The sequence below is a fragment of the Nonomuraea sp. NPDC051298 genome, assembly GCF_055586305.1.
Window position 1 is genome coordinate 588,429 of the sequence record NZ_JBVJIM010000004.1, and the last position, 26,970, is coordinate 615,398.

6 protein-coding genes are annotated in these 26,970 nt (G+C 73.4%); all 6 read right to left on the reverse strand.

What is annotated here, in order from left to right:
- Genes ACZ6S0_RS16310 through ACZ6S0_RS16335 form a run of 6 tightly spaced genes read right to left on the reverse strand, consistent with a single transcriptional unit; the run spans position 1 to position 26,952 of the window.
- Positions 1-12,279 carry an amino acid adenylation domain-containing protein gene (locus ACZ6S0_RS16310; protein ID WP_465917621.1) on the reverse strand — a complete coding sequence of 4,093 codons (12,279 nt, stop codon included), beginning with the start codon at positions 12,277-12,279 and terminating at the stop codon, positions 1-3.
- Positions 12,280-22,239 (reverse strand): amino acid adenylation domain-containing protein, encoded by a 9,960-nt coding sequence (locus ACZ6S0_RS16315; protein WP_465917625.1) that lies wholly within the window; start codon positions 22,237-22,239, stop codon positions 12,280-12,282.
- On the reverse strand, positions 22,236-23,561 hold the full coding sequence (locus ACZ6S0_RS16320; protein ID WP_465917628.1) for a serine hydrolase domain-containing protein: 1,326 nt from the start codon (positions 23,559-23,561) through the stop codon (positions 22,236-22,238). The genes ACZ6S0_RS16315 and ACZ6S0_RS16320 overlap by 4 nt, the downstream gene beginning before the upstream one ends.
- Positions 23,562-23,579: 18 nt before the next feature.
- Positions 23,580-24,101: a flavin reductase family protein gene (locus ACZ6S0_RS16325; RefSeq protein ID WP_465917631.1), complete on the reverse strand. Its 522-nt coding sequence runs from the start codon at positions 24,099-24,101 to the stop codon at positions 23,580-23,582.
- Positions 24,095-25,372, reverse strand: a complete 1,278-nt coding sequence (locus tag ACZ6S0_RS16330; RefSeq protein ID WP_465917861.1) for a cation:proton antiporter — start codon at positions 25,370-25,372, stop codon at positions 24,095-24,097. Before ACZ6S0_RS16330 ends, ACZ6S0_RS16325 begins: the two co-directional genes overlap by 7 nt.
- Positions 25,372-26,952 carry a tryptophan halogenase family protein gene (locus ACZ6S0_RS16335; protein ID WP_465917636.1) on the reverse strand — a complete coding sequence of 527 codons (1,581 nt, stop codon included), beginning with the start codon at positions 26,950-26,952 and terminating at the stop codon, positions 25,372-25,374. The genes ACZ6S0_RS16330 and ACZ6S0_RS16335 overlap by 1 nt, the downstream gene beginning before the upstream one ends.
- Positions 26,953-26,970 lie beyond the last annotated feature (18 nt).

Consider the following 26,970-nt stretch of genomic DNA (forward strand, 5'->3'; position numbering starts at 1 on the left):
TCAACTCCTTCCCGCGCAGTGCTCGGCGATCCGCTCGAGCGCCAGGAGGAAATCCGCGGCGACGGCCCGGACGGCGGCCTCGTCGTAGCGGTCCTTCGCGTAGCGCCAGGTGAACCGCAGCCGCCCGCCCTCGGCCGCCCCGACGATCTCCACCGGATGGACGGCCCGGTCGGCCGGGCTCTGGTCCTGCCCCAGAGACGGATGGAAGGCGTGGTACAGCCCGTCGCCCGCGCCGCTCTCAGGGAGCGTCCACTGCCCCAGGTAGTTGAACGCGACCTCGGGCTCGGCCGCCCTCGGCCCCGCCAGCTCGGGCCGACGGCCGAGATACCTCAGGAGGCCGAAGCCCAGCCCGTTGCCGGGGACGGCGCGAAGCTGCCCGCGAACCGACCGGACCAGTCCTGGCCAGTCCGTCTCCTGGACGGTCAGGGCGACCGGATAGGCGCTGGTGAACCAGCCGACCGTACGGGTGAGGTCGACACCGTCGAAGATGTCCTCCCTGCCGTGGCCTTCGAGGTTGACCAGCACCCGGTCCCGCCCGGTCCAGCGCGACAACGCCCAGGCCAGGGCCGCGAGCAGGACGTCGTTGATCCGGCTGCGGAAGACCGCGGGCGCCTGCCGCAGCAGCGCGTCCGTGTGCCGCTCACCCGCCTCGACGGAGAGCGAGCCCGTCGACGGGCCGGCCTCCGGGGAGGGGACGAGGCCGGAGACGACGTCGCTCCAGTGGCCGAGTTCGTGGTCCAGCTCTCCCTTCTCCACGTGCCGCGTGAGCCGCTCGGCCCAGTGCTGGAAGGAGGTGGTCTTCTCGCCGAGGTCGACCGGCTCGCCGGAGCGCGCCTGCCGGTAACCCGTCTCCAGGTCCTCGGTGAGGATCCGCCAGGACACCGAGTCGACGACGAGGTGGTGGATCGTGAGGAACAACCACAGCCGCCCGCTCTCCCGCTGCTCGAACACGATCGCCTTGGCCGGCGGTCCCGCCGTCAGGTCCAGGGACGACTGCGCGGCCACCGCGGCCCGCTCCATCTCCGGCCACCCGGTCACCACCCGGCGGTCGAGGTCGATCGACCGGTCCAGGTCGCCGTGGTACTGCCGCCAGCTCCCGTCCTGGCGCTCGAACCGCAGCCGCAACGCGTCATGGTGGGCGACGATCCCGTGCAGCGCGGTACGCAGTGCCGCTTCGTCGGCGCCCTCGGCCAGCTCGACCAGCATCGACTGGTTGAAGTGCCACGGGCGGGCCCGATCCGTCCCGAAGAACCAGTGCTGCACCGGGGTCAGCGGCACCTCGCCGTCCACCGGGGCGTGCTCGCCGACCGGCGACCCGGTCACCTCGCCCGCGGCGGCGGCCAGCTCCGCGACCGTCTGGTGGGCGAACAAGGTCTTCGGGGTCACCTGGACACCGGCCCGCCTGGCGCGGGCGACCATCTGGATGCCCAGGATGGAGTCGCCCCCGAGGTCGAAGAAGTTGTCCAGGACGCCCACCTCGGCCACGCCGAGCACCGCGGCCCAGATCTCGGCGAGGACGCGTTCGGCCTCGGTGCGCGGCGGCACGTGGTCGGCCGTCCGTCTCACTCCCGCGGGCTCGGGAAGGGCGCGGCGGTCCACCTTCCCGTTGGCGGAGAGCGGAAGCCGGTCGAGCAGCACGACGGTGGACGGCACCAGGTAGTCGGGCAGCGACGCGCGGGCGTACTCCCGCAGGCCGTCCGCCACAGTGTCCGCCACGGTGTCCGGCGCGGTGTCCGGCGCGGTGTCCGGCGCGGTATCCGCCACGGTGCCCCGCGCGGCCACGGCGTAGGCGACCAGGTGGGCGTGCCCGGCCTCGTTCCGCCGGGCCACGACGGCCGCGTCCGACACCTCGGGATGCGCACGCAGGACCGCCTCGACCTCGCCCGGCTCCACCCGGAAGCCACGGATCTTGACCTGGTCGTCGGCCCGGCCGACGAACTCCAGTTGTCCGTCGGCCCGCCACCGGACCACGTCGCCGGTCCGGTAGATCCGGCTGCCCGGCGGGCCGAAGGGATCGGCCACAAACCGTTCGGCCGTGAGCCCCGTCCGCCCCGCGTAGCCGCGGCCCACGCCGGCGCCGCCGACGAACAGCTCCCCGTCGGTCCCCGGCGCCACCGGGCGAAGGTCCGGGCCGAGCACGTACACGCGCACGTTCGCCAACGGCGTGCCGATCGGGACGCGGGTCAGGCCCGCCGTCGCCTCCGGCCCCCGTTCGACCAGCCACATGGCGGTGACCAGGGTGCACTCGCTCGGACCGTAGAAGTTCGCGAACCGCGTACGGCGCGACCACTCCCCGGCCAGTTCGACCGGGCAGACGTCGCCCGCCGACGCCACCGTCTCCAGGCTGGGCAGCGTCTTCGCGTCCAGCGTGGCCAGGAGCGCCGGTGGCAGCACCACGACCGTGACGCGCTCCTGCCGGATCTGCTCGCCGAGGTCCTCATCCCGGCTCAGGCACAGGGTGCCGCCCGCGACGAGGGTGGTGAAGATGTCCCAGATCCCGCCGTCGAAGCTGATCGGCAGGTGCTGGAGCACCCGGCTGGCCGGGCCGAGTGCGAACCGGGTGGCGTACTCGGTGGTGATGTTGACCAACGACCGGTGGCTGATCAGCCCGCCCTTGGGGCGTCCGGTCGAGCCCGAGCTGAACACGGCGTATGCGAGGTTCTCCGGGCTCACCACGACGTCCGGCGGCGTGTCCGGAAGGGCCGGGTCCAGCAGGTCCGTGTCCAGCGGGACGATCTCCACGTCGGCGGGCGGGAGCCGGTCGCGCAGCCGTCCCTGGGCCAGCACCGTGGTGACCCCGGTGTCCGCGACCATTCCCGCCAGCCGCTCCACCGGATAGCCCGGGTCCAGCGGAACGTACACGCCACCGGCCTTCAGCACGGCCAGTGCCGCGACGACCAGCTCAGGCTCCCGCCCGGCGCAGACGCCGACCGGCGTCTCCGGACCGACGCCGTGCGCGACGAGGCCGTGGGCCAGCCGGTTGGCCCGCCGGTCCAGCTCCGCGTAGGTCAGTTCCCGCGCGCCGTGCAGGACCGCGACGGCGTCCGGATGGGTCCGCGCCCGCGCCGCGATCAGCTCGTGCACGCCCTGCCGCGCGGGGTACGGCGCGGCCGTGTCGTTCCACTCCACCAGCAGGCGGTGCTCGTCCGCCCCGGACAGCCAGGGCAACCGCGACAGCGACCGCGCCGGGTCCGCCGCGACGCCGGACAGCAGCACGCGCAGGCGCTCCGCCACCCGTTCGATCGTCGCGGGGTCGAACAGGTCGGTGTTGTACTGCAGGGCCGCGTGCAACCTGCCGTCCATCCGGCCGAACTGCACCACCAGGTCGAGGGTGGAACTCCTGACCGGCAGCGGGAACTCCTCGATCCGCAGATCAGGCAGGCTGGGCGGCGCCCCTGGGGTGTTGTGCAACAGCACCATCGCCTGCACCAGCGGAGGCCGGGAGGGGTCCCGGTCCGGCTGCAGGGCGTCGACCACCACCTCGAACGGGGTCTCCTGGTGGTCGAAGGCGTCCAGGACCGTGTCCCGCACCTGCTCGAGGAACTCGCCGAACGCCTGGTGGGGCCGCACCGGGGAACGCAGCACGACGACGTTGACGAACAGCCCGACCAGGCTCTCCAGCTCGGCCCGGTCGCGGCCGGACACGGCCGTGCCGACCGACACGTCGTCCTGCCCCGACCAGCGCCAGAACAGCACCTGGCAGGCGGCGACCAGGGTCATGAACAGGGTCGCGCCGCGCTCGCGCCCGATCTCCTCCAGCCGGTCGGCCACGTCGGCGGGCAGCTCGAACCGGAGGGTCGCACCGTTCCCGGTCTGTACGGCCGGCCGCGGCCGGTCGGTCGGCAGCTCCAGCGGCGTCAGTCCGGTGAGCGCGGCCCGCCAGTGGGCCAACTGGCGCTCCAGCTCGGGGCCGGTGAGCCGGTCCCGTTGCCATGCGGCGAAATCGACGTACCGGACCGGGAGTTCGGGCAGCCGGGCGTCGCGGTGCTCCAGCGCGGCGGCGTAGAGGTCCTGCAGCTCCGTACTGATCACGCCCATCGACCATCCGTCGGTCACGATGTGGTGCAGGCACAGGACCAGGACGTGTTCGTCGGCGGCCGACCGCACCAGCAGGACGCGTACCAGGGGGCCGCGCCGCAGCTCGAACGGGCGGGTCAGCACCGACTCCACCAGCCGGTCCAGCTCGGCCGCCCGCGCCCGCTCCGTCAGCTCCGACAGATCGGTGACCGTCAGCGGCAGCTCCGCCGGCGGGTGCACGACCTGCACCCCCCGGCCGTCGGCCGAGTCGACCGTGGTCCGCAGTGACTCGTGCCGGGCGACCAGCGCGTTCAGCGCCCGGTGCAACGCGGCCGGATCCAGCCTGCCCCGCAGCCTCAGCCCGAGCGGCGTGACGTAGTCGGCGCGGCCCGGCTCCAGCTCGTCCAGGAACCAGAGCCGCTGCTGGGCGAAGGACAGCGGCAGCGGGCCGCCGGGATCCACCACCGGGATGGGGTCCTGGGCGGCCTGCCCGGCGGGCAGCTTCGCGGCCAGCGCGGACACCGTGGGGTTCGTGAACAGTTCGCGGGGCGAGAGGTCCACGCCGAAGGCGGTCCTGATCCGGGAGATCACCTGGATGCTGAGGATGGAGTCGCCGCCCAGCGCGAAGAAGTCGTCGTGGACCCCGACCCGGTCCACGCCGAGCACCCCGGCCCAGATGGTCGCGAGCGTGCGCTCGACGCCGGTCCTCGGTGCGGTGTAACCGGTCTCGATCTCCGGACGGCTCCCCGGCGCGGGCAGGGCCGACCGGTCGATCTTCCCGTTCCGCGTCAGCGGCAACGCGTCGAGGCTCACGAACGCGGCCGGCACCATGTGGTCCGGCAGCGCGGCCGCGGCGCGCTCGCGGAGGTCCGCGACGCCCGGCTTCGCGCCGCTCCGGGGCACCAGGTAGGCCACCAGGCGCGACAGGTCACCGTCCGACCGGGCGACGACCGTCACGTCGGCCACGTCGGGGTGCGTGGCCAGCACCGCCTCGATCTCGGCGGGCTCGATCCGGAAGCCGCGGACCTTCACCTGGTCGTCGGCCCTGCGCAGGTAGTCGAGGCCGCCGTCGGCCCGCCTGCGGGCCAGGTCCCCGGTCCGGTACATCCGCGTCCCCGGAGCGCCGAACGGATCGGCCACGAACCGTTCCGCGCTCAGCGGGGCGCGGCCCAGGTAGCCCCGTGCCAGCCCGGCGCCGGCGACGTACAGCTCACCGGCGACGCCGACCGGCACCGGGTTCAGGCCGGGGTCGAGCACGTAGACCCGCAGGTCGGGGATCGGACTCCCGATGGGGCTGCCAGCCGTTCGCGGGCTCGTCCCGTCGAGGGGCGCGTACGTGACGTGCACCGTGGTCTCGGTGATGCCGTACATGTTCACCACCCGCGGCCCGCCGTCCTGATGGCGTTCATACCACGGGACCAGCCGGCTGACCTGCAGCGCCTCGCCCCCCAGGATCACCGAGCGGAGGGCGAGCGCGGAGTCGTCCTCCCTGCGCGCCTCGGTCAGTTGGGAGAACGCGGTCGGTGTCTGGTTGAGCACGGTCACCCGCTCGCGCGCCAGCAGCCGCAGCAGCCCGCGCGGGGAGCGGGAGACGTCTCTCGGCACGATCACCAGGCGGCCGCCGTGGAGCAGAGCCCCCCACATCTCCCACACGGAGAAGTCGAAGGCGCTGGAGTGGAACAGCGTCCAGACGTCGTCCTGGCCGAACCCGAACCACTGTTCGGTGGCGGAGAAGAGCCGGACCACGTTCCCGTGCGGGATCAGCACGCCCTTCGGCCGCCCGCTCGACCCCGACGTGTAGATGACGTACGCGGCGTTGTCCGGCAGCACGGCGACGTCCGGATTCGTCGTGGGACGCTCCGCCAGCGGGCCGTCCACCGCCAGCACGCCGATGCCCGGCTCCAGCCGTTCCGCCTGACGGGAGTCGGTGACCAGCAGGACGGGCGCGGCGTCGTCCAGCATCGACCTGAGCCGCTCGGCCGGGTACTCCGGATCCAGCGGCAGGTAGGCGGCGCCGGCCTTCAGCACCGCCAGCAGGGCCACGATGAGGTCCGCCGACGGCGGCAGCGCCACCGCGACCAGCCGTTCCGGTCCGGCGCCCCGCTCGATCAGGTGGTGGGCCAGCCGGTTCGCCCTGCTGTTCAGGTCCCGGTAGGACACCTCGACCTCGCCGCAGGAGACGGCGACCGCCTCGGCCCTGTCCGGCACCCGGCCTTCGAACAGCGCGTGGATCGTGGCCTGCGCCGCCTCGGCGGGCTCCCGGCCGGTGCCGAGGAGGTACCGCCGCTCGGCCTCGGTGAGCCAGCGCAGCCGGTGCAGCGGGCGCGACGGATCCGCGGCCAGCTCGCCGATCAGGAGGCGGAGGCGTTCGCCCAGCGTCTCGACGGTCGCCCGGTCGAAGAGTCTCGGGTCGTAGCCGAGGCGGAGCACGAGACGGCCGTCCACGTGCGCGTTCACCGTGAGCGGGAAGGTCGTGGTGTCGGTTCCGCCCAGGTTGCGGGCCCGCAGACCGCGCGCCCGGACCTCGTTCTCGTCGAACGGATAGTTCTCGAACGCGACGACGCTCTCGAACAGCGGGACGTCGGCGGGCAGGTCGCTCCACGCGCGCATCTGCGCCACCCCGACGTGGTCGTGGTCGCGCGCCTCGACCTGACCGGCCTGCAGTTCCCCGAGCCAGGAGAGCGCGTCCCGGTGCGGGTCCACCCTGACCCTGACAGGGAGCGTGTTGATGAACAACCCGATCATCGAGTCCACGCCGGGCAGGTCGGCGGGCCGTCCGGCGACCGTGACCCCGAACGTGACGTCCTCTTCCCCGCTGTAGCGCGACAGGGCCAGGGCCCAGGTCCCCTGCACGACGGTGTTCAGCGTCAGCCGGTGCGCCCTGGCCATCTCCTGGAGCCGGTCGAACTCGGGGCCCGCCACGGCCAGGGTGACGGCGGCCGTGGACTCGGCGCGATGCGTCTGCGTCGGTGGCCGGTCGTACGGCAGCGGCGTCGGCGTGTCCAGGCCGGCCAGCACGTTCCGCCAGTGACGTTCGGCGTCGGCGGGGTCCTGTTCGGCGAGCCAGCGCACGTAGTCGCGGAACGGCGCCCGGACCGGGCGGTCCCGCGCTCCCACGTATTCGTCGAAGACGTCGGTGACCAGGTGCACCGTGCTCCAGCCGTCCACCAGGAGGTGGGGCGAGGACCAGACCATGTCCACGGTGTCCGCGTCGATGCGGGCGATGGCCACCCGTACGAGCGGCGGCTCGGTCAGGTTCATGCCCCGCGCGCGGTCCTCGCGCAGCAGGGCGTTCCTGCGGCGGTCCCGCTCGGCCTCGGACAGGTGCCGCCAGTCGTGGTACGTCACCGGCACCGTCACCCCCCGGTGCACGACCTGCACCGGCTCGCTCACCTCCTGCCACGCCACGCTGCTGCGCAGCACCGGAGTGCGGTCCACCGCGCGCTGCCAGGCCGCGCCCAGGTCCTCCGGCCTGCGCACGCCGCCCACCCGCAGGACCAACTGGTTGTGGTAGGCCCCGGAGCCGGGCGTGACCAGGCTGTGGAACAGCATCCCGACCTGCATCGGGGTCAGCGGATAGACGTCCTCCACGGCCCGCCCGTCACCGACGAGCCGGTCCACCTCCGACTGGCTGAGCCCGGCGAGCGGGAAGTCCGACGGGGTACGCCCGCCCGCCTCCGGCCGGTCGCAGTGCGCCACGATCTCGTCGAGGGCGCTCACCACGTCAGCCGCGATCCGCCGGGCGGTCCGCTCGTCGTGCACGTTGGCCGAGTAGGCGAGGTCGAGCCGCAGCCGACCGTCCTCCACCACGCAGATCAGGTCCAGCAGGCTTGCTCTGATCGCGTCCGGGTCCTGGTCGCTGCCGAGCGGCCGGGCCCGGCTCAGGCCGAGCGCGCCTCCCGCCTCGGCCTCGAACTGCCCGTGGTAGTTGACGGTGACGGGCGGCTGCGGACGATCCCGCAGCGCCGCACCGGCCTCGGTGAGGTGGCGCAGGGCTTCGTAGCCGAGTCCGCGGCCGGGGACGGCGCGCAGTTGCTCCTTCACCGACTTGATCGTCTCGCCCCAGCCGCCGGTGGCGGGAATGCGCAGCACGACCGGGTACTGCGCGGTGAACCAGCCGACCGTCCTGGTCAGATCGACGCCGTCGAACAGCTCCTCCCTGCCGTGCCCCTCCATGCCCAGCAGGACCCGGTCGTCCGCGGTCCAGCGGGAGAGCACCCGGCCGACGGCGCTGAGGAGGAGGTCGTTGATCTGCGTCCGGTACACCCCAGGCGCCCTGCGCAGCAGGGCGTCCGTCCGCTCGGCCGGCAGCTCCGCCGAGACCGTCCGCACGGAGCCGGCCGTGTTCGGCCCGTCCAGGTCGACCGGCAGGCCGACCGGCGGCGCGGCCCGCCACACCCCGCTCCAGTACGACAGCTCGGCGTCCAGCCGTCCCTGCCGGGCGTGCCTGGCCAGCCGCCGCGCCCACTGCGCGGGGGTCGTGGTCTTCGGCCCCAGGTCGATCGGCGCTCCCGTGGCCGCCTGCCGGTAGGCGGTCTCCAGGTCCTCCAGCAGGATCCGCCAGGACACGCCGTCGCAGACCAGATGGTGCACGGTCATCAACAGGACGGGACGCGCCCCGGCACCGGCGTCGAACAGCGCCGCCCTGATCACCGGGCCGTGCCACGGGTCCAGGCCGGACTGCGCGGCCGACGCCAGCTCCTCCATGGCGGCCCGCCGCGACTCCTCGTCCAGAGCGGACAGGTCGTGCAGCGCGCACACCTCCGCCGTCTCGGCCGGGACGACGACCTGCCGCAGGTCGCCGTCCACCGCCTCGAATCGGGTCCGCAGGGCGTCGTGCCGGGCGACCAGCGCGCCGACCGCGCTCATCACCGCCGTACGGTCCGCGTCCTGCGCGAGTTCGACGGTGGTGGACATGCTGAACCGGTGGGAGCCGGCCGCGTGCGTGTCGAAGAACCAACGCTGGATGGGGCTCAGCGGAGCCGGACCGACCGGTTCTTCCTCCTGAGTCACGGTGTCCGCCCGGCCGGCGGCGACCGCGAGCCGGGCGACGGTCTGGTGCGTGAACACGTCCTTCGAGGTCAGCGGGAAGCCCGCCTGCCTGGCCCGCGCGACCAGCCGCATGCTGAGGATGGAGTCGCCGCCGACCTCGAAGAAGTTGTCCTCCACACCGACCTGGTCGAGGCCGAGCACGTCGGCCCAGATCCCGGCGAGCGTTCGCTCGGCCGGCGTGCGGGGCGCGACCCGGTCGCTCCCCGCCTGGTCGCCGGGCGCGGGCAGGGCCCGGCGATCCAGCTTGCCGTGGCTGGTGAGCGGCAGGGTCTCCAGGGAGACGAAGCTCGTCGGGATCATGTAGTCCGGCAGGCTCCGGCCGAGGAAGCCGCGCAGCTCCGCGGCCGTGGGCGGCTCGGCGTCCTGGCTCGGCACCACGTACGCGACCAGCCGCTCGTGCGTCGCGCCGTCCTTGCGGGCGACCACCGCCACGTCGGCGAGGCCGCGATGCGCTCCGAGCGCCGTCTCGATCTCGCCCAGCTCGATCCGGAATCCGCGGATCTTGACCTGGTCGTCCGTCCGGCCCAGGTACTCCAGCAGCCCCTCCGCGTTCCAGCGCACCACGTCTCCCGTGCGGTACATGCGCTGTGACGTGCCGAACGGACTGGCCACGAACCGCTCGGCGGTCAGGCCGGGCCGGTTCACGTATCCCCTGGCCAGTTGCACGCCCGTGAGGTACAGCTCACCGGCCACGCCGACGGGGACCGGCCGCAGCGCCGCGTCCAGCACGTACGCGCCGACCCCCGGCATCGGCCGGCCGATCACCGGAGCCCGGTCGTCCAACCGGTGGATCACGGCGTCCACCGTGCACTCGGTGGGGCCGTAGTAGTTGTAGCCCGTCGTCCCCGGGGTCGCGTAGATCTCCTTCCACAGCGTCTCCCCCAGCGCCTCGCCGCCGACGGAGAGCACGGCGACGCGATGGCGGCCCGGGTCGAACAGTCCGGCGGCGATCAACTGCTGGGTGTAGGTGGGGGTGAGGACGACGTAGTCGATGCGGGCGCGGTCGAGGTAGTCCACCAGCAGTTCGGGCGAGCGCCGTACGTCGTCGCCCACCAGGTGCAGCTCGTGACCGGCGAACAGCCACAGCAACGAGTCCCACGAGGCGTCGAACGAGAACGCGGTCGCCTGGGCCACCCGGAAGCGGCCTTCTGCGTTCGCGTACACCTCGTCCCGGTGGCTGCGGAAGAGGTTCGCGATCGACCGGTGCTCGATCAGCACGCCCTTCGGCCTGCCGGTGGAGCCCGAGGTGTAGATGACGTAGGCCGGGGACTCCCGCCGCAGGGGCGTGATCCGGTGGGCGTCGGTAGGGCAGACGCCGGGATGGGCCCTGATGGCCTCCAGGACCCCGGGTTCGTCGAGCACGCGGACCGGCGACACGTCAGGGACGCGCGCGGCCGTCTGCGAGGTGGCCAGGACCAGCGCGGGGGCCGCGTCACCCAGCACGTACGCGATCCTGTCGCGGGGCTGGGCCAGGTCCACCGGCAGGAACGCGGCCCCCGCCCCCAGCACGCCCAGGATCCCCACGATCATGTCCACCCCGTGGGGCAGCGCGAGCGCCACGACGCGTTCCGGGCCCACGCCCTGCGCGATCAGCCAGTGCGCGAGGCGTCCGGCACGGGCGGCCAGCTCGCCGAAGGTCAGCGTGCCCTCCTGCGACACGAGCGCCGTCGCGTCGGGGGTACGGCGAGCCTGCTCGGCGAAGAGCGCGGGCAGCGTCGGCGTGGGCGGCTCGTGGCCGTGGCCCTGCCACTCGGTGAGCAGCCTGCGGCGCTCCTCCTCGGAGAGGAACTCGAGGTCGAGCAGCCGGCTCTCGGGACGCTCGCCGACGAGGCGCAGCAGCCGCACCAGATGGGTGATCATCCGCTCGATCGTCGGATAGTCGAACAGGTCGGTGTTGTAGTTCACGACACCGGCCAGCTCGCCGTCGCGCTCCCGGAAGTCGACGGTCAGCTCGAAGCTCGCGACAGACGCCGGCAGCGCGTACTCCGACACCCGCAGGCCGGGCAACGCCGGCGGTTCGCGGTGGGCGTTCTGCAGCGACACCATGGCCTGGACCAAGGGGGTGCGGCCGGGGTCGCGTTCGGGCGCGAGCAGGTCCACGAGCCGGTCGAACGGCACCTCGTCGTTGGCGAAGACGTCGAGCATGCCGGTCTTGACCTCGTCGAGGAACTCGGCGAAGGTCAGGCCGCCGAGCACCTGCGACCGCACCACGACCGTGTTGACGAAGAAGCCGACGAGCGGCCGCAGCTCAGGACGGTTGCGGCCGGACGTCACGGTGCCGACCGCCACGTCCTCCTGGCCGGTGTACCGGGCCAGCCACACCTGGCACGCGGCGAGCAGTGTGGTGAACAGCGTGGTGCCGTGCGCGCGGCCGAGCTTCTCGACGGCCGCCGCCGTCTCCGCGGGCACGGTGAACTCGTGGAGCGCGCCGGCCGTGGTCCGCACCTTGGGCCGTGGCCGGTCCGTCGGCAGCTCCAGCGGCGCGACGCCGTCGAGCCGGCGCCGCCAGTACGCGAACTGCCCGTCCAGCGCCGAGCCGGCCAGCCGGTCGCGCTGCCAGGCGGCGAAGTCCGCGTACTGGAGCGGCAGGTCCGGCAGCGACGGCGGCTCGCCGTCGTGGTCCCGCAGGAGCGCCGCGCCGTACAGCGCGGCCAGGTCGTCCAGCACCACTCCCATCGACCAGCCGTCGATGACGATGTGGTGCGCGCTGAGGACGAGGAGATGTTCCTCGGCTCCGGTACGCACGAGCAGGGCGCGGAACAGCGGTCCCGCCTTCAGGTCGAACGGCCGCTCGATCTCCGTCCGCACCAGGTGGTCCAGATCCCGCAGGCTCCCCTCGACCACCGGCAGGGCGAGGCGCACCTCGTCGTGCACGATCTGCACGCCGGAGCCGTCGGCCGAGTCGAAGGTGGTGCGCAGCGACTCGTGCCGGGCCACGACGCCGTTGACGGCGGCGGCGAGGGCGGGGACGTCCAGCGGTCCCGACAGCCGCAGCGCGATCGAGGTGTTGTAGTCGATGCCGCCCGGCTCGTAGTCGTCCAGGAACCACAGCCGTTGCTGGGCCGGTGACAGCGGCAGGACACCGTCCCGTGGCACGGGCCGGATCTCGTCGGCCGCCTCGGCGGCGCCCGCCAGCCTGCGGCGCAACTGGTCCCGCAGGGAAGCGGGCAGGGCCGCGATGCGGTCCTCGCGTGACGAAGGTGTGCCCATCTACTCTCCTCCAGTCCTGGCGGCGTGTTCGAGGTCGAGGAGCACCTTCTCCTCCACGAGGTCGGCCAGGGCCGCGACGGTTCTCGCCGACAGCACGTCACCGGGCGACACCGTCACGTCGAAGGCCGTCCTCATGCGGAAGGCGACGTTGAGGCTGAGAATGGAGTCGCCGCCCAGCTCGACGAAGCTGTCGGTCACGCCGACGCGGTCCTCCGACAGGCCGAGGACGCCGGACCAGATGGTCACCAGCGCCCGTTCTGTCGCGTTCCGTGGCGCGACCTGGCCCTCCTGCGGATCGGGCGCGGCCGGGGCGGGCAACGCGCGCCGGTCCACCTTTCCGTTGGGGCTGAGTGGGAGACGGTCGAGCGGCACGAACAGCGACGGCACCAGGTGGTCGGGCAGCGTACGGCCGAGGAACTCGCGCAGTTCCGCCCCGCTCGGCGCGGCCCGCCCAGGCACGACGTAGGCGACCAGCCGCGCGTACCCGCCCGTGCCGGTCCAGGCGGTCACCGCGGCCCCCGCGAGATCCGGATGCTCGCGCAGGGCGGCCTCGACCTCGCCGGGCTCCACCCGGAAACCGCGGATCTTGACCTGGTCGTCCACCCGCCCGGCGAACTCCAACCGGCCGTCCTGACGCCACCGCGCCCGGTCGCCGGTCCGGTACATCCGGCGCCCCGGCGCGCCGAACGGATCGGCCACGAACCGTTCGGACGTCAGCTCCGGCCGGCCCGCGTACCCCCGGCCCACGCCGAGGCCGCCGACGTACAGCTCGCCCGGCACGCCCGGCGGGACCGGCCGCAGATCGGGCCCCAGTACGTAGGTCCGCACGTTTGGCATCGGCGACCCGATCGGCAGCGAGCGGCTGCCCTCGACCGGCGAGCCGACCCGGAACATGGTCGTGACCAGCGTGCACTCACATGGCCCGTAGACGTTGACGAAGTCGGTGTGACGGGCCCACTCCGCGGCCAGCGGCACCGGGCAGACGTCGCCGCCGGACGCCACCGTCGTCAGGCTCGGCAGCCCTTCTGGGTCCAGGGTGGACAACAGGGCCGGTGGCAGCACCAGGACGGTGATCTCCTCCTGGCGGATCTGCTCGGCCAGGTCCACCGGCGCCGCCCGGTCGTACGCCCGGCTGAGGCACAGCGTGCCCCCCGACACGAGCGTGGTGAACAGGTCCCAGATGCCGCCGTCGAAGCTGATCGACCGATGCTGCAGCACCCTGCTGTGCGGCCCGATCCGATACTCCCGGCCGAACGCGGTGGTGATGTTGGCCAGCGATCGGTGGTCGATCATCGTCCCCTTGGGGCGTCCGGTCGATCCCGAGCTGAACACCACGTAGGCGAGGTTGCCCGGACGCGCCCGCCGGTCGAGTGCCGCCCCGTCCGCCTCGGGGAGGTCGCGGTCCAGGCAGATCGCCGTCACCTCGCTGCCCGCCAGGCGGTCGAGGAGCCGCGTGTGCGTGAGCACCAGCGCCGCGCCCGAGTCCTCGACCATGAGGCTCAGCCGTCTGTCCGGATAGTCGGGGTCGAGCGGCAGGTACGCGCCACCCGCGACGAGCACGGCCAGCGCGGCGACCACCTGGTCCGGCCCGCGTTCCAGGCAGACGCCGACCACGACCTCCGGCCCGACGCCGTGCCCGGTCAACTGCCGCGCCAGTCGTTCGGCCCGCGCCATCAGCTCGGCGTAGGTGAGCCGGTGCCGCCCGTGCACGACCGCGACGGCGGACGGTTGCCGCCGTGCCTGTTCGGCCACCAGCTCGTGCACGCACCGGTCCGCCGGGAACTCCCGCGCCGTGTCGTTCCACTCCACGAGCAGCCGGCGCTCCTCACGCTCCGGCAGCCAGGGCAGCCGCGACAACGTACGCCCCGCGCCCGCCCCATCGGCCGTCATGCCGGTCAGCAGGACCCGCAGGTGCTCGGCCAGCCGCTCGATCGTCGACGCGTGGAACAGGCCGGCGTCGAACGTGAACCGCAACGCCAGCCGTTCGTGCGGGTAGACCGCGACGACGAGGGGGAAGTTCGCGCGTTCGCGCACTCGTAGCTCCGACAGCCGCAGGCCGTGCCTGGCCGCCGCGTCCTCGTCGACCGGGTAGTTCTCGACCACGACGGCGCTGGTGAACAGCTCGGTGCCCGCAGGAGCCCCGCTCCAGGCGCGTACCTGCGCGAGCGACACGTGCTCGAACTGCCCGGCCCGCGCCTGCTCCGCCTGGAGACCGCGCAGCCAGGCCGTCAGGTCGGCACCGGGGTCCACCGTCACGCGCACCGGCAACGTGGTGAGGAACATCCCCAGGATCTCGGCTGCGCCGGGCAGGTTCACGGGGCGGCCGGAGACCGTCTTGCCGAAGCACACCTCGGACCTGCCGCTGTGACGTGACAGCGCCAGCGCCCAGGCGCCCTGCGCCAGCGTGCCCACCGTGACCCGGTTGTCCCTGGCCCACTCGTACAGGGCCGCGCTCTCCCGTTCGGACAGGGCGAGCACGAACCTGCCGGTGGCGCCGGACGGCCGCCCGTCGGCCGGCAGCGGGGTCGGCTCGTCGAACCCGGCCAGCGCACGCCGCCAGTACGCCTGCGCGTCCGAGGTCTCCTGACCGGCCGACCAGGCCACGTGGTCCCGGAACGGCCGCCGCCTGGGCAGGTCCGCCGGCCGCCCGCCGCACAGCGCGGAATAGCACGCGAAGACGTCTTCGAGCATCCGCGCCCCGCTCCACCCGTCCATCAGCAGGTGGTGGAAGCTCATGAACACCCGTACCGAGGTCTCCGACAGCCGGGCGATCGTCACCCGCGCCAACGGCGGCGTGGACAGGTCGAAGGGCTCGGCCAGGTCACGCTCGAACAGCGCGTCCAGTTCCTCGGCCCGTTGCCGCTCGGACAGGCCGGTCCAGTCGGCGTGCCGGATCGGCACCACCGTGTGCCGGTGGACCATCTGCAGCGGCTCCCCTGCCTCCCGCAGGGCCACCGACGTCCGCAGCACCGGCGTACGGTCCACGACCATCTGCACGGCCCGGCCGAACAGCGCCGGATCCGCCACCCCGTGCAGGACGAACGCGTTCTGCTCGTGGTAGAAGCCGGACCCGGGCTCGTCGAGGCTGTGGAAGACCATCCCGGCCTGCGTCGGGGTGAGGGGGTAGACGTCGTCCACGCCGTGCCCGTCCCCGACGAGCCGATCCACGGTGGCCTGGTCGAGGCGCGCGAGCGGGAAGTCAGAAGGAGAGCGCCCACCGGCGGCGGGCGACGCGCAGTGCCCGGCGATCTCCTCCAGCGCGGTGCAGAACGCCTCGGCCAGCCCGTGCACGGTCTCCTCGGTGTGGCACTCGGCGGAGTACACCCAACTGGTCTCCAGCCGGCCGCCCCGGACCTGGCAGATCACGTCGAGCAGGTGCGGCCGGACCTCGGCGGGATGCTGGTCGAGCCCGAGCTCCACCTCCGTGCCGGGATCGAACTGGCCGAGGTAGTTGAAGCCCACCTGGGCCGCGGGGGCGTCGAGACGCCCGCCGGACTGACGCAGCGCGCCGAAGCCGAGCCCACGGCCGGGGACGGCCCGCAGTTGTTCCTTGACCGACAGCAGGGTGGCCCGCCAGCCGCTCTCGCCGGGTACGCGCAGGGCCACCGGATACTGGCTGGTCAACCAGCCGACGGTCCTGGACAGCTCCACGTCGTCGAAGATCGTCTCGCGACCGTGTCCCTCCAGGTCGATCAGCACCCGGTCGCGGCCCGCCCACGAGGTCAGCGTCCGGCCGAGCGCGGCCAGCAACACCTCCTCCGCACCGGCGCGGTACGCCGCGACCGCCCCTTGGAACAGGGCCCGGGTCCCGGCCTCGGAGAGCCGTACGGTGTGGCTGCGCAGGTCCTCCACCGTGTTGCGGCCGTGGCCGTCCACGGGAACGCGCGGGTCGCACCCGTCCAGGGCGGCCGTCCAGTACGCCACCTCGCCATCGAACCCGCCGGAGGCGGTGTGACCGGCCAGGCGGGCCGCCCACTCCCGCGCCGGCGTCCCGGCGGCGCCCAGGTCGGGAGCCTGCCCGCGAAGGGCCTGCGCGTAGGCGGTCTTCAGGTCGTCGAGCAGGATCCGCCACGACACGCCGTCCACGACGAGGTGGTGCGCGGTGAGCAGCAGCCGCGGCCGCCGCCCGTCGCCCAGCAGGAACAGCACCGCCGCCAGCAGCGGCGCCCGATCCAGCGCGAAGCCCGGGTCGTGGCCGCGCATCCGACGGGACTGCTCGTCGGCCGCCGACCCGGACAGGTCGACGCGCTGGAAGGGCACGTCCGTCCCAGGACCGGCATCGTGCTGCGCCCAGCCGCCCTCCACCCGCCCGAACCTCGTCCGCAGCGCGTCATGGCAGGCCGGCAGCGCGCGCACGGCCGTGCGCAGCGCGTCCTCGTCCACGTCGGGGTCGAACTCCACCAGCGCCCACTGGTTGAACCGCTCGGGGGCCACCTGGAAGGTGTCGAAGAACCAGTGCTGAATCGGCGTCAGCGGCGCGGGACCGGTGTCCGCCTGCCGGTCGCGCTCCACCGTCCGGTACGGCTGAGCCGCCACGGCCAACTCCGCGACCGTCTGCCCGAGGAAGACGTCCTTGGCCGTCACCGCGAGCCCGGCCTGGTGAGCCCTGGAGGCCACCTGCATGCTCAGGATCGAATCGCCGCCGAGTTCGAAGAAGTTGTCCTCGACGCCGACGTCGTCCACCCCGAGCAGCTCTGCCCAGATCCCGGCGAGCAGCCGCTCGGGTTCGGTGCGCGGCGCGACGTACCGGCCCGAGGCGACGCCCGGGTCCGGCTCGGGCAGCGCGCGGCGGTCGACCTTCCCGTTGGGCCCGAGCGGCAGCCGCGTCAGCGTCACGAACGCCTGCGGCACCAGATGGGCGGGAAGCGACCGGCCGAGCGCCCGCCGCAGCTCGGCCGGATTCGGCGCCCGGCCGTCGACCGGCACCACATATCCGATGAGCCGCTGGTCGGCGCGCACCGCCGCGACGGCCGAGGCCACCGAGGGGTGTTCGCGCAGCGCGGCCTCGACCTCGCCGAGTTCGACCCGCAGCCCCCGCACCTTGACCTGGTCGTCGCCGCGGCCGACGAACTCCAGGTTCCCGTCGGGTCGCCATCGCACGATGTCGCCGGTGCGGTACATCCGCTCGCCCGGCGGCCCGTACGGATCGGCGACGAAGCGCTCCGCGGTCAGCCCAGGCCGGTGCAGGTATCCGCGGGCGAGCCCGATTCCCGAGACGTACAGTTCGCCCGCCGTGCCGGGTGCGACCGGCCGCAGATGGGCGTCCAGGAGGTGGACGCGCACGTTGGCCAGTGGACGCCCGATCGGCACCGCGCCGCCCTCGTGCCGCCCGGCCCACCAGGTGGCGTGGATCGTGGTCTCGGTCGGGCCGTAGCCGTTGACGAACAGCCGCTCGCGGGACCAGAACTCGGCCAGCTCGTCCGGCACCTGCTCCGCGCCGGTCAGCACCGCCCTCAGCCGGGGGAGCGCGACCCTGGGCAGGCTCGCCAGCACCGAGGCCGGGACGTGCACATGGGTGATCTCCCGTTCGGCGAGGAAGTCCGCCAGCTCCCGCCCCGCCAGCGCGCCCGGCGGGATCACCAGGCAGGCCCCTGACAGTGACGCGAGCAGCAGTTCGGCGACGGACACGTCGAAGCTCGGCGAGACGAACTGCATGACTCTGCTGGTGGAGTCCACCTGGTACGCGGCCCGCTGGTGCGCCGCCACGTTCGCGATCCCCCGGTGGGAGACGACCGTCCCCTTCGGCCGCCCGGTCGACCCCGACGTGTAGATCACGTAGGCCGCGTCGAGCAGCCAGGACCTGCCCGGCGGGCGGGCGGACGAGCGGGCGCGGATCGCGTCCGCGGTGGTCTCGTCGTCGAGCACGACGCGCGCCAGCCCGGCGTCCGGCAGCGTCGCCGCGATCGCCGCCTTGGTGATCAGCGCGGCCGGTCCCGCGTCGGAGAGCAGGTAGGCGATCCGTTCGGCCGGATACTCCGGATCCACCGGGAGGTAGGCGGCGCCGGCCTTGAGCACGCCGAGCACGGAGACGAGCAGGTCCGCGGAACGCGGCAGCGCGAGAGCCACGAGGTCGCCCGCGCCGAGACCGCTCGCGACCAGGTGCCGCGCCAGCCGGTTCGCCCGCGCGTCCAGCTCCCGGTACGTGACCCGGAGCCCGTCGGCCTCCAGCGCGTCCGCCGCGGGTGTCCGGTCGGCCTGTGCCTCGAACAGCTCCTGCCAGGTCGCCTCCGGCACCGCGCGCACCGGCCCGGTCAGCTCGGCGGCGACGCGGTCTCGTTCCGCCTCGGTCAGCGTCGGCAGCCCGGCCACCCGGCGGTCGGGATCGTCGGCGATCGCCCGCAGCAGCACGCTCAGGTGCCCGGCCAGGCGGTCGATCGTAGGGGCCTCGAACAGGTCGGTGTCGTACTCGATCACGAGCGTCAGCGAGTCGCCGTCGGGCCAGAACTCCAGCAGCAGGTCCAGCCGTGAGCCCACGCGCGGCATCTCGTACTCGCTGATCCGCAGGTCGCCGCTCAGGCGCGGCTCGCACAGCGGGTTCTGCAGCGTCACGCCGACGTCGACCAGCGGGTGCCGGCTCGGGTCGCGTTCCGGCCCAGCGGCGTCGACCACCTGCTCGAAGGGCACGTCGTGCTCGAAGGCCCGCAGCGTCGTCGCCCGCACCTCGTCGAGCAGTTCGCCGAACGACAGCGCCGGGTCCACGTCGCTCCGCAGGACGACCAGGTTCACGAACAGTCCGACGACCCGCTGCAGCTCCGCGCGGTCGCGGCCGGAGGTCACGGTGCCGACCGCGACGTCCCGCTTGCCGCTGTACCTGGCCATCAGCACCTGCACCGCGGCCAGCAACGTCATGAACGGGGTCGCCTGGCGCGCGTGGCTCAGCCGCCTGAGGTCCGCCATGAGCCCGGCCGGGAGCCGGAAACTGCGGATCGCGCCCGCGGACGTCGACACCGCCGGGCGCGGCCGATCGGTGGGCAGGTCGAGCGGCTCCAGGCCCTTCAGCTCACCCTTCCAGTACGCCGCCGAGCCGGTGGTCCCCGTCCTGGCCCGGTGCCAGGCGGCGTAGTCGGGGTAGCCCACCGGCGGTTCGGGCGGCCACGTGCCCGCGTACAGGTCGCCCAGCTCTTCCACGAGCACCTCGGCCGATCGGCCGTCGCCGACGATGTGGTGCAGGGTCAGGCCGAGCACGTGCGCGTCGGCCGCCAGGCGGATGAGCACGGCGCGGATCAGCGGCCCGCGTCGCAGGTCGAAGGGGTGGGCCGCGTCTTCGGCCAGCGCCCGGCGCACCAGGGCGGCCTGGTCTCCGTCTGCGCCGGACAGGTCCAGCACCCGCGTCGGCACTTCACCGGCCTCGTGGACGATCTGGATCCCCTGGCCGTCCTGCCAGTCGAAGGTGGTGCGCAGCGACTCGTGCCGGGCGACGAGGGCGTCGAGCGCCCTGGTCAGCGCGTCGGTGTCCAGCACGCCGTCCAGGCGCAGCGCGACGGAGGCGTTGCTCCCCCCGGTCTGGGACGGGAACTGCTCCAGGAACCAGAGCCGCTGCTGCGCGAACGACATGGGCAGCGGCCGGTCCCTCGGAATCCGAGGGATCACCGATTCCTGCCCGGCCGGTTCCCGCCCGGCCGGTTCCTGCCCGGCCGCGTCTTGGCAGGCCCGCAGCGCGGCAGCCAGCGCGGCGATCGTCGGGTGGTCGAACAGCGTGCGGGTGGTCAGCTCCACGCCGAGTTCCGCCCGTACGCGCGTCACGAGCCGCAGCCCGAGGATCGAGTCGCCGCCCAGCTCGAAGAACCGGTCGTGCACGCCGGGTTCCGCCACCCCGAGCACCTCGCCCCAGACCTCGGCGAGGACCTCCTCGGCGCGGGTGCGCGGCGCCACGTACGCCGTGCTCGTCTCCGGCTCGGGCGCGGGCAGGCCGCGCCGGTCGACCTTGCCGTTCGCGCCGAGCGGCAGGGCCTCCAGCGCGACGAAGGCGGAGGGGACCATGTGGCCGGGCAGGGTGCGGCCGAGGAACTCCCGCAGCCGCCGCGGGCTCGGTGCGGCCCGGCCCGGCCGGGGCACGACGTATCCGACGAGCCGCCGGTGGCCGCGCGTGCCTTCGACGGCGGTGACGGCGGCCTCGGCCAGGTCCGGGTGCCGCCACAGCGCGGCCTCCACCTCGCCCGGCTCGATCCGGAACCCCCGCACCTTGACCTGGTCGTCCACCCTGCCGACGAACTCCAACTGCCCGTCCGCCCGCCACCGCACCAGATCGCCGGTACGGTACACGCGCGTTCCCTTCGGACCGTACGGCGCGGCCACGAACCGCTCCGCGGTCATGGCGGGGCTGCCGACGTACCCTCGGGCGAGCCCGGCCCCGGCGATGTACAGCTCGCCCGCGACACCGACGGGGACGGGGCGGAGCCTGCCGTCGAGCACGTAGTGCCGCACTCCCGCCAGGGGCGAGCCGATCGGCAGGCTGGTGTACGTGCCGGCCTCGTCCAGCGGCCGGTCCAGGTGGAACATCGTGGACACGAGGGTCGTCTCGCTGGGCCCGTAGATGTTGGCGAAGGAACGCCCGCGTGACCAGGCCCGCGCCACCGCGACCGGGCAGACCTCCCCACCGGACATCACCGTGCGCAGGCTCGGCACGGTGTCGGGGTCCAGCTCCGCCAGCCGCAGCGGCGGCAGGCCGACGACCGTGATCTCCTCCTGCCGGATCTGCTCGGCCAGGTCCACCCCGCCGTGCCGGTCGTCCGCGCGGCTCACGCACAGCGTCGAACCCGACAGCAGCGTCACGAGGACCTCCCACACGCCGCCGTCGAAGCTGAACGACAGGTGCTGGAGCACGCGGCTGGCCGGTCCGAGCCCGAACCGTCCGGCGAAGTCCGCGACGCTGCCGCAGAGCGACCCGTGCCGCACCATGACGCCCTTCGGCCGGCCGGTCGAGCCGGAGGTGAAGACCACGTAGGCGAGGTTGTCGGGCCCGATCCGCGGGTCCGGCGCCCGCGCCGGGCGCGCGGCGATCCGGCCCTCGTCCCGTTCGAGGCACACGACGGCCACGTCGTCGCCTACGGGCAGCCGGTCGAGCGTCCGCTCCCGGTCGACGACCAGCACGGGCACGTCGCCCACGCCCACCATGTAGGCCAGCCGCTCGGCGGGATAGCCCGGGTCCAGCGGGACGTAGACCCCGCCCGCCTTGAGCGTGGCGAGGGCGCCGATCGCGAGGTCGAGGCCGCGTTCCATGGCGATCCCGACCAGGACCTCCGGGCCGACGCCCAGCCCGACCAGGTGGTGGGCCAGCCGGTTGGCCCGTTCGTCCAGTTCGGCGTAGCTCAGGCGGTGCTCGCCGTGCACGACCGCGGTCGCGTCCGGGTGGGCGCGTACGTGCCCGGCGAACAGCTCCGGCGCGCACGTCCGCGCGGCGGGGCCGGTGTCGTTCCACGTCACCAGCAGGCGGCGTTCCTCGGCGGGCGTGAGCAGGCGCTGCCGCCAGAGCGGCCGGTCGGGTGCGGCGGTGCCGCCGGCGAGGATCTCCCCGAGGTGCCCGGACATCCGCTCGATCGTCGCCGCGTCGAACACGTCGGCCCGATACTCGATCACCAGCGACGCGCGCCGGCACCGGATGACCAGGTCCAGGGAGCCGGGCAGCTCCGGCGGGTCCCCCGTTCCGAACGTCACCACGACCCGCGCTCGCTCCGCCACCGCCGCGTCGGCCCCGGGTTCGGCCCCGAGTTCGGCCCGGATCCGGGCCGTCAGGGCGGCGAACGACTCCTCCGGCGCGTACCGGCAGCGCAGCACCCGGAGGCGCGCGGCCTCGGGAGTCCACACGCCCAGCGCGAAATCGTCCTGGCCGGTGTGCCGGGCCAGCACCACCTGGCACGCGCCCACGATGACGGCCGCCGCGCAGCCGCCGAGGTGGTCGGGCAACCGAAGCTCATGGACGGCCCGGCCGAGGTCGGCCGACGCCGCGTTACCAGTGATCACAATCCGTCCCCTTGTCGGCGTGCCAGGCGACCGCCCACCACGATCCGGTCGATCCGTCCCGTCCCGGCCGCACCGAGGAACCGGCCGGTGAACATCACCTGCTCCGTACGCAGATCCGCCATCGCGAACACCAGGCCGGGATAGAACGTCAACCGTGCGAACGGCTTCCCGTTGTTGGCGAGGTAGCAGCCGCCGTCCTGGTCGGTCACGAAGGTGTACTCGGTCTCACCGTTGACGTAGCGGCCGAGGCACTCCCGCGGAGGTTCGATCGGGCTGCCGTCGGGAACCCCCGCGTGGCTGCCCACGTCCAGCCCGGCCATCCGCAGCTCCGCCACGAGGTCCTCCCACAGGGCCAGCCCCGTGTTGGCGTTGGTGGTCAGCGCCACCACGTGACGTCCCGCGGGGTCGAAGCGCAGGTGGCAGGACGTCCCGTCGGCCGTTCCGTCGTGGCCCCACCAGTCGGCCCCGCCGGTGCGGAACAACGCCAGGCCGAGCCCCCAGCCGTCGGCCGCGCCGAACGGCTCGGCCGAGGGGATCGCCGTCCGCATCTCGGCCAGGTGCGCGGCGTCGAGCGGCGCGGACCCGCCGCCGGGCAGGTGCGGCCGGGCGAGCCGGGCCAGATCGGCGGCGCTGAGTGCCAGCGCGCCGGTCGGCCCCTCGGCGTACGAGATCATCTGATCGACCCGGACCGCCCTGCTCCTGGCGGCCGTGACGGAGTGCCCCGACACGAACGGACCGCCCGCGACCCGCGAAGGGGCCACCACGAAGGACGGTTCGATCCCCAGGGGCCGCAGCAGGATCGACTCCATCGCGGACCACCAGCTCATCCCGGTGATCACCTCGATCAGGTGCCCGGCGAGCACGTACCCGATGTTGGAGTACGAGAACGCGGTGCCCGGCTCGAACAGGGCCCCGCGAGCGCAGCACCCCATCGCCAGCCGCCGGGGCGTGGCGTGGTCGGCGCTCGCCGGTCGGTTCGCGATGACGCCACCGGTGTGGCTCAGGAGGTGGCGCAGGGTGGCGCGGGTCGCCAGCTCCCGTGAGGCGCGGTGCAGCTCCGGCAGGTACTCGCCGAGGGGGACGTCGAGCTCGATGTCCCCCTCGGACACCAGCGCGATCGCCAGCGTCGCGGTGAACGCCTTGGTGATCGAGCCGATCGGGAACCTGGAGTCCGCAGTGACGGGCTCGCCCGTTCCCGACTCCACCTCGCCCACGGCCGCGACGGCGCGCACGCCGTGGTGCTGGAGGACGAGCTGGGCGCCGGGCACTCCGTGCCGGGCGGTCAGCTTGGCCAGCAGCTCCTGCAGATCGAATTCGGTCACGTATCCCTCCCAGCCGGCTCAGTCGTCGGGCCACTCGGCATATCTGCGCAGTCCGTACAGCAGTGGTCGCCGCCTCGACACCACGGCCACCTGGAGCACCTCGCCGAAGACGACCACGTGGTCGTTGATCAGCTCGGCCCGGCTGACCCGGCAGTCGGCGATCACGTGCGAGTCGTCCGGCAGGTGCGGACCGCCGCTGTCGGCGGGCTCGCTCCACCGGACCCGCGCGAACCGGTCCTGCGCGCCGGAGGCGAACAGCTCGGCGGTACGGCGGGCGCTGTGATGCAGCAGGTTCACCGTGAAGGTCTCCCTGCGCACCAGCGCGTCCAGGGTCGGGCTGCCGTCCCGCAGGCACACCAGCAGGGTCGGCGGATCCAGCGAGACGCTGCACAACGACGAGCAGGTCATCCCCCACGGCCGCCCCTGCGCCCCCATCGTCGTCACCACGCAGACCCCGGTGGGGAACCCGGCCATCAGCGACCGGAACCGGTCGGCGGTGGCCCTCGGCTGGTCGACCGGCTGACTGATCGGTTTCACCATGACGCGCCCCGCTCCGACGCGGAGACCCGCAGGGCGGGCACCCGCACCCGTCCTGGCCGGTCGATGAGAGAGAGCAGCGGTCCGGTCATCGCGGTGGTGGTCAGCGCCATCACGACCAGGGCGAGGTACAGGACGGGCGTGAGGACGCCCAGGCTGTAGCCCGCCTGCAACACCGCGATCTCGGTGAGGCCGCGGGTGTTCAGCAGGACGCCCAGCCGGACCGCGGTCACCCGGGGCTCGCCGCCGCGCCGCGCGAGGACGTACCCGCCGCCGATCTTGGCCAGGACGGCCAGGACGGTCGCCGCGATCGCCGTGACCAGCACGACCGGCGGGGGCACGCTCGCCGAAGCGGTCCACATCGTCAGGCCGGTGTGCACCAGGAAGACCGGTATCAACCAGCCGCCGACCCTCGACACCATCCCGGCCGGCAGCCCCCAGCGGGCCCCCTCGGGCCCGGTGGGAATCGCCAGTCCCACCACGAACGCCCCGAACACGGCGGTCAGCCCCCACGATTCCGCGGCGACCGCGGCGCCGAGCGCGCACCCGGCGATCACCACGGCCACGCTCCTCGGCGCCCGCGCGCAGCCCGCCAGCACCCGAGGGGCCGTGAGCAGGCGGCGGACGAGCAGGGCGACGGTCAGGCCGGCCACCACGATGCCCGCCGCGACCACGACGCCGCCCGCTCCCCCCTTGACGATGCCGGCCACCACCGCGAGCAGCAGCCACGCGACGGCGTCGACCGCGACGGCCGCGGTGATCGCCAGCCGGCCGGTCCGCGTCGCCGACAGGCCGCGGTCGACGAGGATCCTGGCCAGCACCGGCACGGCCGACACCGCCAGCGCGATCGTCATCAACAGGAGGAAGGCCGCGGGCGGCGCGTCGCCGCGCAGCTCGGAGCGGCCGGTCCAGAGCACGACACCGCCGAGCAGCGCGCCGGCCAGCGCCGACGGCACCAGCGCGCCCACCGTCACCCAGCCGACGGCCCTGTCCCGCAGCGCCTCCCGGTCGAGCCGCAGCTCGTGGGCGACCCCGACGATGAAGAGCGCGAGCCCCGCCTGCCCGACCAGGTGCACCAGGTCCAGAACCGGCCCCGGCAGCAGCACGTCACGGGCCAGCGGCACGGGGGCGGTCAGCAGCGCGAGACCCAGCAGCAGGCCCACGGCGATCTCACCGACGACCGGGGGCTGACCGAGCCGGCGGGCGGCGGCCCGCCCGCCGGACGCGGCGAGCAGCACCGCGCCCAGCACGACCACCGCGTGGCCGACCGTCATCACGAGGCGTCCGCTCGTTGTTCCGGCGGCAGGTCGTGCAGGTGGGCGAAGTAGCTGTACTGGGACGGCAGCCGGTTGACCAGGTCACGGGCCTGGTCGCCGATCGCCTGGAACTCCTTGGCCGCCGCCGTCCCGTCGAGGAGGCCCAGCGCGGGCGGCGGCCGCAGCGGGATCCCGCCGAGCCCCAGCAGCATGCTCGTGTAGGAGTAGGGCTCGAAGCCGTGGAAGTACGGGAAGATCGACTCGGTGTCGGGCAGCCTGGTCTGCCACTGTTCGAGCCGCTCGGCCAGCCCGTCCGGCAGCGTCCGGGTCTTCGCGTCGCGCCAGTAGGCGTTGTCCGCGCGCGCCGCGCCTCGATAGTGCAGCACCAGGAACTCGCGGACGCCGTCCATGCACCGGGCCATCCGCTGGTTGTAGGAGTCGCGCTGGCGCTCGTCCCAGGTCTCGGCGGGGAAGTGCTTCACCAACTGCTCGATGGCGTGCTGGATGAAGAAGATGCCGGTCGACTCCAGCGGTTCGACGAACCCGCTGGACAGCCCGACCGCCACGCAGTTGTGCACCCACGACCTGCGGCTGCGGCCGATCCGCATCCGGATGTGGTTGGCCTCCAGGTCGTCCGCCGCCGGGCCGACGAACTTGCGCAGCGTGCTCTCGGCCTCCTCGGGCGTGCAGTAGTCGCCCGCGTAGACGTATCCGGTGCCGATGCGGCCGTACAGGGGGATGGTCCAGATCCAGCCGGCGTCCATCGCGGAGGCGGTGGTGCACGGCCGGATGCCGGTCTTGGCCATGTCCACCGGCACCCGCAGCGCGACGGCGCGGTCGTTCGGCAGCGTGTCCTGGTAGGACTCGAACGGCTCCGCGAGCGCCTGGTTGATCAGCAGGCCGCGGAAGCCCGTGCAGTCGATGAACAGGTCGCCCTCGATCTCGCCGAAGTCGCGGGTGACGATGTGGCTGATCCAGCCGCGCTCGTCGAGGACCACGTCCACCACGTCGTCCACCACGTGGACGGCGCCGCGCTGCTTGGCGTACTTCGCGAGGAAGCCCGCCAGCAGGCTCGCGTCGAAGTGGTAGGCGTAGGGGAACTGCGTGTCCTGCTCCGCCAGCGTGGTCCGGTACACCGGCTGGTCGCCGTTCTCCACGAAGTCCTGCTCGAACAGGCGGCCGCTCTGGTGCCGGGGCGAGCGCATGGCGTCGCACAACGACGCGATGACGAAGACGTCCTGGTCGAAACGCTCCGACGGCCGCTGGTGCAGCCACCACTCGCTCAGCGGGAATCCGTCGACCACGCGCAGCCGTTCGAAGGGGTGGTAGAAGTGGTGGCCGGGCCTGCGCCAGTTCTCGAACCGGATGCCCAACTTGTAGGTGGCGTGGCACTCCGGCATCCACTCGCGCTCGTCCAGGCCGAGATACTCGAAGAAGTGGCGGATCGTGCTGAACGTCGCCTCCCCGACCCCGATGGTGGCCACGCCCGACGATTCCACCAGGGTCACCGAGATCCGGTCGCCGAACGTGGCTCGCAGGTAGGACGCTGTCATCCAGCCGGCAGTGCCCCCGCCGACGATCACCACTCTGCTTTGCATGTCACATCTCCTCCGACT